Here is a 9,222-nt window from a genome sequence, read left to right as displayed (position 1 = left end):
GTCGCCCGCGTTCATCCAGCTCTTCGACCAGACTTCGATACTTAGACCGAAGCCAGCACACAATGGTCTCGTCTCTCATCCCTGCTCTTGTGCAGAGGCTCTCCACTCCGGTCAATCACTATTGCGGTAAGTTGTTTCCTGCCACCGCCTTAGTAGAACAGTGAAGAAATATGGAAAAAAGGCAGAAGAAGGGAACCCTGAACAACCGCTCAGCCGAGGGCTCCTCATCGGCGGATGGCTAGTGGTCTTCCTGTGGTTTGTTCTCGTAGCGATGCTTGTAGGAAGAGGTATTCTCCCTTATGTTATCGATCCCTTAGTAGGAAAAGTCATAGCAGCGAAAGATGCTCGACAGCTTCTCAGACACCTTCTCACGAATGTTGCGTTCATAATAACGTCTTTGTGTACGTATTATCCTTTGAATTGGTTACTCCGGCGCCTCGTGCCTGGGATCACCCTATGGGAGTGGTTCAGTAAAGTGGTTGCACAGACGGTACAGCAACCTAAAAACAGAGAGTGAGAAAATTTCATTTGCCGATGGGGGCGTAAAAAGAAAAAAGGGGCAGGTCTTGCAATCGAGCACCAGAAGTATGAATGCAAGGCTTGACCCCAAATTTTCCTTGAGTCTTACGATCGGAGCGGTTGTAGGAACAGGAATGTGGCGACTATTCAATCTGTAGTTCTGGAAAATAGAGGCGATGATAGGGAGAGAAGAGCTACGCTCCGAAGTGCACGAGGCACAGACAACGCAAATAGTGAAACAGGGGATGTTGTCGAATTCGTTAACTTTCGTAGAGGCTAAGCTTGACTTGAGTGGCCAGCAATTTTCCTACCTATAATCCTCGGCCCAACTGCGGCAGAAGGTTAATCGCGAAACACTTTAGCGAAGTCTACCTGGACTCCCTCACTGGTCACGACCTCTTCATGAAAGAGGCGCTGGCCGGTGTGATCAAGCACAAAGACACTTCGCCCGTAGGGCTCAATAATCCATACCGTCTTTACGCCAGACTTCACAAGCAGTTTGGCTTTGTCCAAGATTGACTGAATACTTTGACTCGAAGAGATAACCTCGATCGCCAACAGTGGCAAACGCTCAACTTTCAATACATCTTCGAAAAAATTCGGCTGAATCTGTTCTTTGGGAAAAACCGAAATATCTGGAGTCAACCCATTTTCGACGGCTAAGGTGAGTTCAGGAAGGGGTTGAAATTTTTCATCCCGGAGCAGTTGGCGCATGATCTGCGCACAGATGTAGCTGTGGTTGAGCGAAGGCATTTCCTTTTCCTGCCCTTGATCGACGAGTTCCGTAGTTTCAAGCATAACGAGTCACCATTTTTCCTGTTGTCCTCTTGCGCTTGGCTGTGAACTCAATCACTGCGTCGCGCTACTGTAGTAGAGATAGGGGAATCGGCCAGGCTTCGCAAGAACAGGAATTTTCATCAAAAGGGGTCAGGTCTTGCAATCGAGCAAAGCTGGTAATAGGACAGCGCCTATGTCACGCCCGCTGCGAGTGGAATTTCCTGGCGCGGTTTACCATGTCACCTCACGGGGGGATCGGCGCGAGGCGATCTATGAGGACGAGATGGATCGCCGCGGTTTCTTAGAAATCGTGGGGCAGGTTGTCGACCGCTTTGGCTGGCGGTGCCATGCGTACTGTCTGATGGACAATCATTATCATCTCCTGATCGAAACGCCGGAGGCCAATCTAGCCCGCGGTATGCGCCAGTTGAACGGCATGTATACGCAACGCTTCAACCGGCGGCATGGCCGGGTGGGGCATGTGTTTCAAGGGCGCTACAAAACGATTATCGTCCAGAAAGATGGGCATTTGTTGGAGTTGTGTCGGTATGTGGTCCTCAACCCGGTGCGAGCTGGGTTGGTAAAAACCGCCCGAGCCTGGCCATGGAGTAGTTATCGGGTGACGATAGGGCAGAGGAGTGAATCGCACTGGGTAACAACCGACTGGCTGTTAGCGCAGTTTGGCCAGCGTCGTGCGGCAGCCGTCCGGGAGTATCAGCAATTTGTCACTGAGGGGCTGGGGCAGCAACCGTGGAAGGAGTTGACGAGACAGGTCTACTATGGCGATGAGCAGTTCATAACTGATCTGCGCCAACCCCCGCTCCATCCCGAAGTGCCGCGTCGCCAACGGCAACCCGTACGTCCTCCGCTGAGCCAGCTCGTGACAGTGGACACGGCGGAAGCGATTGGGCGAGCATACCGTGACCATGGGTATCGCTTGGCAGAGATTGCGCAACATCTGGGCATCCACTATGCAACGGTGAGTCGGCGTCTAAAACAGTTTGAGCAGACTCCTCACAAATAGTTGCCAAATGTATGAATGCAAGACCTGACCCTAAATTTCCGGGCTCACTGTAACCTCGATATAGGCATCGTATTTACAGCGGAAACAACAGTAGAACATCCCCCCTTCGACATACTCAGAGGAATATACAAAACGAAAAGAGAAATCCCCTCATTCATGCTGAGCCTGTTGCCGCGTGAATGAGGAGGATCGCTACACATGATTAAAATGACCTAGGGAATTATAGCCTATTTACCGCTTCTCCCACGGCACTTGTTTCTCAAACGCATGGCCCGCCTGAAGAAGTGTCGCATCTTCAAAGTGCCTGCCAGTTAACATGAGTCCAACCGGTAACCCATTCGACTTCCCACATGGAACCGTAAGTGATGGATGCCCGGTCATGTTAAACGGTGCCGTGTTCCCCAACATCCGCCAACCATGTTCCAGCCACTCCTGTATGCTTTGTTTGGCGTTGTACTTGTGTGCTTTCTGAGGAGTCGTTGGCATCACCAGCACATCGACCTGCTTCAATACCTGATCGTAGGCTTCGCGTAGAGCGCGGCGTTGGTTTTGTGCCTTGGCATACAAACGTCCGTGGTACATTTGGTTGAGATAGTCACCGATGAGCACGACAAATTTGAGTTGATGCGGAAGATCCTGCGCTTGCGCTTTCAGCCCTTTCCCCAGAGCATTGGCAAAGCTCTCGTTGTAGAGGCCCTTGGCGTGATAACCGACGCCATTGCCATAAACTAAAGCCGCCATCCCTTCGGCAATCATCGCCCAGGTGATACCGCCCACTTCGCGATGGGCTGGAACCGATACTTCTTGCACTTCCGCACCAAGCTCACGCAGAGCTTTTACCGCTTCTTGCACTTTGGCATCGACATCTGGCTCCGATACCGGTGTGGCAAAACCTTCACGTACGACACCGAGTCGTAAGCCGCGAATGTCTTTCCCAATAGCCTGTGAATACGGCTGGACGGGTACGTCATACTGGCGCGGATCAAGTGGATCTTTGCCAGCAATGACTTCGAGTAACAACGCAACCTCAGCAACGGTGCGTGCCATCGGTCCGGTGTGGTCAAAAGTCGGATCAATACCAGCAATGCCAGTGTATGGCACCAGGCTATGCGTGGGTTTCAAACCAACAACTCCACACCATGACGCCGGAATACGAATCGATCCCCCTTGGTCTCCGCCAATCGTGAGATCAATGTCATTGTAGGACAGTGCAGCTCCCGAACCACCAGAAGAACCACCAGCGAGGTGCTCGTGATTATAGGGGTTACGGGTCGGCCCATAAGCACTGGTATCTCCACCACCAGAGAAGGCGAAATTATCCATGTTGAGCATAGCGGTAATCTCACCACCAGCATCGAGAATGCGCGTAATGATCGTCGCATCAATGTCGGGCACATAGCCATCAAGCACCAGCGATGCACATGTCGTCGGCACGCCAGCAACACACACATTGTCTTTAATGCCGATGCGTTTACCTGCGAGTTTTCCTGATTTTGCACCTTTGACTGAACAGCGACGGATAATCGCGTTCAACGGGTCTTCCTGACGAGTAGGTCGTCGACCGGGGTCGCGCTCTCGATACGTCACAACGGGCAAGTTCGACGGAGTTTGATCAAGAGCGTTCAGAAGAGCGAACATATCTGGCATCAAGGCTTGATAGGCTTCCAGCTCTTCGTTGTTCAACGCAAAATGGTGCTGCGCGGCAAGACGGTGAAGGTCCTCGCTTGTTGGGCGTCGCAAAGCCATAGGTTGTTCCTCCTTGGCCTCTTCATGACACAAGTCTTCCCGTGTTTCCAGTATTTGACCGCCGCACGAAAACCAACTACGAAGGAAGCGAAAAAGGAGCGGCGTATGGCATTACCACTGGCACGCATCCGTGTGATTGATTTAACTCGCGCTCGTTCAGGCCCCACCTGCGTCCGACAGCTTGCGGACATGGGGGCACAGGTGATCAAGGTCGAGCAAGCCGAAGATGAAGAGGGAGTAAGTCGCCATAACTTCGATTTTCAAAATTTGCACCGCAACAAACGCAGCCTTGTCCTCAATCTCAAAGACCCGCGTGGTCTCAACATTCTCAAACAATTAGTGACGAATGCCGATGTCCTGGTTGAGAATTACCGGCCTGATGTCAAGAAGCGGCTCGGTATCGACTACTCAGACTTACATCCACTAAATCCACGTTTAGTGTACGCGAGCATCTCCGGGTTTGGGCAGACTGGGCCGTACCAAAGTCGCCCAGGATATGACCAAATCGCCCAGGGCATGGGTGGGCTCATGAGTATCACTGGCCCGCCTGGTGGTGGACCGTGGCGTGTCGGCATTCCCGTTGCTGACTTAAGCGCTGGACTGCTTGCTGCCCAGGGAGTCCTTGTTGCCCTTCTTGAACGCGAGCGTTCTGGCGAAGGACAATGGGTTCACACGTCGTTACTTGAAGCGATGATTGCCATGCTCGATTTCCAAGCTACACGCTGGCTCATTGGTAAGGAAGTGCCACCACAAGCTGGCAACAATCATCCCACCAGTATTCCCACTGGAACATTCAAGACAAAAGATGGTTACCTCAATATCGCCGCAGGTGGGCAGCACATGTGGAAGCGCGTGTGCAATGCACTCAATGCGCAAGGCCTGCTCGACGATCCGCGTTTTGCCACGCCCGGCAAACGTTCACGTAATCGTGATGAATTGACTGTCGCCTTAGAACAACAACTGCAAGCGAAAACTACCGCAGAATGGGTCGACCTCCTGAACGCGGCTGGAGTACCAAGCGGACCAATTCTGACGATCGATCAAGTCTTTGCCAACGAGCAAGTGCAGCACTTAGGGTTAGCGACGCCGCTCACTCATCCACAACTTGGCGCGATTCACGTCTTAGGGTTACCGACGACCTTAAGTCGCACGCCCGGAGCCGTGCGAAGCGCCGCTCCGGAAAAAGGAGAACACTCAGAAGTGATTTTGCAGGAAATAGGGCTCAGTGCGAGTGAGATTCAGCAGCTCCGGGCAGACGGGGTAGTGCAATAGCATTCAGACAAAAAACGGGAGCCCTTACTCACTCACTCCAGTCGCCGCGGCACGGGCGGATTCGGCAATCAGACTACGAACAGATTTCTCTTTGAGATAGTCAATAAACTCTTGCACCGCTGGCGTAAAACGCCGCCCCCGCTTCGTGATGATGCCCAGTGGGCGCATCAATGTTTCATCGGCAAACTGCACTGCCCGTAGCGTCTCGCCTCTGACCTCTTGAAGGACTGCAGGCTCAGGCACGATGGAGATACCCGTGCCGATCTCTACGACTCGCTTAATCGTTTCGATGTTATCCATCTCCATAATGTACTGCACCTTGATACCATGCTGACGAAAGATGCGGTCAAGCGCACGACGCGTGGCCACATCGCGCTCAAAGCCAACGAACTTCTCGCCCTGCAGCTTCTTGATCGAGACTTTTTGAAAATTGGCAAACGGGTGTGCAGGCGAGCAGATCAGCACTAAGCGGTCTTCCCGAAACGGGCTCACAAAAAGAGAGGGCCGTTTATTCGGATAGGCCACGATTCCCATGTCGATGTCCCCTCGGCTGACATCATCATAGATCTTGTTTGCGCGCGTGTACTCGAGATGAACCGTCACTTCGGGAAACGTCCGCAGATAGCGTTTCAAAGGAGCCGACAACTCGTACAACCCCACACTGTACACCGTCCCAACCCGCACGGTGCCAGCCACCGCCCGCGACAGCGTCTGCAAATTATTCTCGATTTCGCGGTAACGCTGGACAATTTCTTTACTCACTTCATAGAGCACCTCGCCCGCTTGAGTCAGACGTGCGCGTCCTTTGGAGCGTTCAATCAGTTCCCGCCCATAGCGATCTTCAAGACTACGAATTTGCTGGCTGACCGCTGATTGAGTGATGAAATTCTTTGAGGCGGCCAAGGAAAAGCTCCCAGTATCTGCCAAATCACAGAAGACTTTTAGTGTCTCAATATGCATAGCCCTAATGGGGTTGAAAAGTTTTTCTTATTTTACTTATAGCCAAGATTTCGCTAGGTTACTAGCTCAACTTTCACACGCAAACCCAAAGTATAAAGGAGAAGGCTGTATGTTCGAGCCCGATACGCTCCTACCGGAGCAGTTTTTTACCCTATTGGGAAGGAAACCGATTCAGGGTGAAAGGCGATTGTTGCTCGCGATGTTAGAAGATGCGGTTCATTGCTTTCAGACGTATGTGCTAGCTAAAAAGCCGCATGAGCGACGACTCTTCCAGGAAGCTGAGGAATGGATCGATTCCACAGATTCACACTGGTATTTTTCATTTGAAAACATTTGCGAGATCCTTGGTATCCACCCTGGTCGGATGCGCACGGCCCTAAAAGAGTGGAAAGCTCAACAATCGGCGCAGCCTCGACCTGGGCAACCGTTGGTCGCCGTGTTGCCAGAGAGCAAGTTCCTAGCGGAAGCGTAATCTTCGGTTTTCTCCCTCCTCTTGGTTCTCTTTGTCTTTGTCTGGGCATCTGAGAAAGACCTTTTCCCGGACTCGACTTCTCCTTCTCTTCATCCTTGGACACATTGATGAGCCTCTTTGGTTTCTCCGCATCGTAAGATACGGAGCACAAGAGGCTCGTTTTCCCATGGCCGTTCATCGAACAAACGCGCCGTTTTTCCTCATGTCTGAGTTGGTCGTAGCAAAGAATTCTGCCATCATGATTTGTAGTACATTGATCGTTACGGCTTCCATCGTGCATAAACAATCCTGTCGCAAGGAGGCGCTATGCAAATTAACGTTGAGGGACGGAACACCGAAGTACGACAAACTTGGCGTGATCTCATCGAGAACAAGCTCACGAAGTGTGAGCGTTATCCCAACGAAATCACTCACGCGCGTGTCACGATCTCCCATAGCCCACATCACCAGCAAGGAGATAATCAAGTTCAGGTCGTTCTCTCTGTTTCTGGTCGGACCCTCACCGTCAAGAAACATGGTGCCCAGATTCCCGCGGTGCTTCGCTCTGCGCTGACCGCGGCAGAACGAGAACTAGCCGGATACCACGAGAACCGCAAACGATTCATCAAAAAACCGTTGCGGCCAGCAGAGCCACCCGAAACGGGACAGACAATGGTGCCCCAGCTCACAGCTCCCAAAGCAGGCTCCCCACGCAAGCAGACCCGTTAAACCACGGTCCATGATATTGACCGACTTGAGGAGGTCACTGCTCGCGCCTGACAGTCTGCGCGTAGCGGAGAACTCCGTGATGCTGTTTCGCTGCGCTCAGAACGACCCTTTCGGGCCGACATTGAAACTCAGTTAGAGTGACATGTCCGACACGTCAGCAGCGAATAACGCAAAGAGACAGAACGTCGAGGTCTCGACGATTTCCCCTACCGCCCCAAAGGAGTCGCCCGTCACCCCACCAAGTCGTGCGGTACAGAAACGTGTCATCCCAAGGGTGAACGCACCAGCCAGCAACAGGGCCAAAAGTCCTCCAACTCCTCCGATCAAAATAGACACTAATAGTGATGTCCCACTAGCAATTGCCAATTCACGAACGAAGACGTTACGGACAAGTACCGCACCGAGCCCATCCGCGCGGGCGGGAAGCGCCCGATAGGCCATCACCACATAGGCCCACCGACTCAACATCGGACCAAGGAGGAGTGCCACACTACGGTCACTGCCAGAGAGAAGGTCTAGAGCTCTGAGTTTGAACAACACGACACTGATCAGCGCAAGCGTTCCAAACGTACCGATGCGGCTATCCTTCATGATAGAGAGCCGTCGTTCGCGATCGAGGCCTCCGAAGAGTCCATCGGCACTGTCAGCTAAGCCGTCAAGGTGCAACCCACGACTGAGTATCACCAAGGCCACCACAAGCACGAGATTCCGCAAAGTGGGCGGAAAGGTCTTCTGAAGAAGCGTATCTGCTCCCCACACAAATGCACCAAGGATCAACCCAACAACCGGAAAGTACGCTGATGAACGTCCAAACAACCGTTCATCAAATGGCAGCGTCTTGGTGAGCTGGAAAATGGTGAGAAACTGTAGAGCCGAAAGCAACTCAGTGCGCACGCTCGCTGCTATAGCATCTTCGAGAACTTCCGCAACGACCGACGTTTACCCGCCTCATCGCGCGACGTATACTGCCTGCGCTATCCCATCGGAGCTGCGAGGACGAGGTGCGCAACGTATCACTTGAATCAACGCTAACGCAGTTCACCCAGGAACTCCGCAATGTATTAGGTGACCAGCTTCTTGCTGTCGTGCTGTACGGCAGCGCTGCGGGAGAAAACTTTGTTCCCGGCAGTTCAGATTTGAATACTGCGATTGTCGTGCAACACATAGGATTTGAGGTCCTCAAAAAACTCCAACCCCATATGAGCTCCTGGCATAAACGCGGGTTTGCCGTTCCTTTGATTATCGATCGGAATTTTTTGCATCACAGCCGCGACGTCTTTCCGATGGAGTACTTAGACATCAAAGAGCAACATCGAACGCTATGGGGAGAAGAGATTTTCGATACGCTCCCAATCAGTGGAGAACATTTACGGTTCCTTGCCGAGCACGAAGTACGCAGCCGACTGTTACGATTGCAGGCGTTGTACTTGGAACGCGCGGATGAGCCACCTCGCTTACGACAAATCCTTCTCGACTCACTCAAAACCTTTCTCACCTTAATGCGCCATCTCCTCCGCCTGCAGGGCAAGAGTGAGGTACAGAATTACGCAGAGGTTCTTTCTCTTTTTGAGCAGCAGTTCCAGGTCTCGTTTCCAGAGATGCACCGCTTGATCGCTATCCGCCGAGGGACACGAGACTGGCCGCATGAACCAGCGACAGAATTTTTCCGCGAATATCTAGAGGACGTTCAGCGCCTGGTGTCACTGATTGAGACGCTTCCATCATAGGAACGGGATCGCGACGA

Annotated in this window: 9 protein-coding genes; 5 read left to right on the top strand and 4 right to left on the bottom strand. The window is 52.4% G+C overall.

Annotated elements, in window-relative coordinates; all coding sequences use genetic code 11:
- Positions 1-861: 861 nt before the first annotated feature.
- A complete protein-coding gene (locus FJ147_11895) occupies positions 862-1,317 on the bottom strand; it encodes a Uma2 family endonuclease (protein MBM4256582.1) in 456 nt (151 codons plus the stop codon).
- Between the two features lie 172 nt (positions 1,318-1,489).
- On the opposite strand from FJ147_11895, the gene FJ147_11890 reads away from it, so the two are divergent.
- Positions 1,490-2,320, top strand: coding sequence for a helix-turn-helix domain-containing protein (locus FJ147_11890; protein ID MBM4256581.1), 831 nt, complete (start codon positions 1,490-1,492; stop codon positions 2,318-2,320).
- Between the two features lie 231 nt (positions 2,321-2,551).
- On the opposite strand, the gene gatA is transcribed toward FJ147_11890, so the two are convergent.
- Entirely contained in the window at positions 2,552-4,066 is a 1,515-nt protein-coding gene (gene gatA / locus FJ147_11885) for an Asp-tRNA(Asn)/Glu-tRNA(Gln) amidotransferase subunit GatA (protein ID MBM4256580.1), read from the bottom strand.
- A 105-nt stretch (positions 4,067-4,171) separates the two neighbouring features.
- On the opposite strand from gatA, the gene FJ147_11880 reads away from it, so the two are divergent.
- Positions 4,172-5,338, top strand: coding sequence for a CoA transferase (locus tag FJ147_11880; protein ID MBM4256579.1), 1,167 nt, complete (start codon positions 4,172-4,174; stop codon positions 5,336-5,338).
- Between the two features lie 24 nt (positions 5,339-5,362).
- Here FJ147_11880 and FJ147_11875 read toward each other — a convergent pair whose 3' ends face one another.
- A complete protein-coding gene (locus FJ147_11875) occupies positions 5,363-6,298 on the bottom strand; it encodes a LysR family transcriptional regulator (protein MBM4256578.1) in 936 nt (311 codons plus the stop codon).
- Between the two features lie 109 nt (positions 6,299-6,407).
- Here FJ147_11875 and FJ147_11870 point away from each other — a divergent pair, with 109 nt between their 5' ends.
- Together FJ147_11870 and FJ147_11865 are read left to right on the top strand one after the other, a co-directional pair.
- Positions 6,408-6,770, top strand: coding sequence for a hypothetical protein (locus FJ147_11870; protein MBM4256577.1), 363 nt, complete (start codon positions 6,408-6,410; stop codon positions 6,768-6,770).
- A 306-nt stretch (positions 6,771-7,076) separates the two neighbouring features.
- Complete coding sequence (locus FJ147_11865; GenBank protein ID MBM4256576.1) at positions 7,077-7,478, top strand: ribosome-associated translation inhibitor RaiA; 402 nt, start codon at positions 7,077-7,079, stop codon at positions 7,476-7,478.
- A 132-nt stretch (positions 7,479-7,610) separates the two neighbouring features.
- Here FJ147_11865 and cobS read toward each other — a convergent pair whose 3' ends face one another.
- The gene (gene cobS / locus FJ147_11860; GenBank protein MBM4256575.1) at positions 7,611-8,384 is read right to left on the bottom strand and encodes an adenosylcobinamide-GDP ribazoletransferase; all 774 of its coding nucleotides are present in this window, start codon (positions 8,382-8,384) and stop codon (positions 7,611-7,613) included.
- A 95-nt stretch (positions 8,385-8,479) separates the two neighbouring features.
- Here cobS and FJ147_11855 point away from each other — a divergent pair, with 95 nt between their 5' ends.
- Positions 8,480-9,205: a hypothetical protein gene (locus tag FJ147_11855; GenBank protein MBM4256574.1), complete on the top strand. Its 726-nt coding sequence runs from the start codon at positions 8,480-8,482 to the stop codon at positions 9,203-9,205.
- The last annotated feature ends 17 nt before the right edge of the window (positions 9,206-9,222 follow it).

This window comes from Deltaproteobacteria bacterium (assembly GCA_016874775.1).
GTDB lineage: Bacteria > Desulfobacterota > Binatia > Bin18 > Bin18 > VGTJ01.
Note: the sequence above shows the minus strand (reverse complement) of the source record. Positions and strands in the feature narration are given on the sequence as shown.

What these genes read in the sequence shown, in the direction of transcription:
- FJ147_11875 (MBM4256578.1), bottom strand. Translation starts at nt 6,298, where the DNA reads ATGCATATTGAGACACTAAAAGTCTTCTGTGATTTGGCAGATACTGGG.
- gatA (MBM4256580.1), bottom strand. Translation starts at nt 4,066, where the DNA reads ATGGCTTTGCGACGCCCAACAAGCGAGGACCTTCACCGTCTTGCCGCG.
- FJ147_11890 (MBM4256581.1), top strand. Translation starts at nt 1,490, where the DNA reads ATGTCACGCCCGCTGCGAGTGGAATTTCCTGGCGCGGTTTACCATGTC.
- FJ147_11870 (MBM4256577.1), top strand. Translation starts at nt 6,408, where the DNA reads ATGTTCGAGCCCGATACGCTCCTACCGGAGCAGTTTTTTACCCTATTG.
- FJ147_11880 (MBM4256579.1), top strand. Translation starts at nt 4,172, where the DNA reads ATGGCATTACCACTGGCACGCATCCGTGTGATTGATTTAACTCGCGCT.
- FJ147_11865 (MBM4256576.1), top strand. Translation starts at nt 7,077, where the DNA reads ATGCAAATTAACGTTGAGGGACGGAACACCGAAGTACGACAAACTTGG.
- FJ147_11895 (MBM4256582.1), bottom strand. Translation starts at nt 1,317, where the DNA reads ATGCTTGAAACTACGGAACTCGTCGATCAAGGGCAGGAAAAGGAAATG.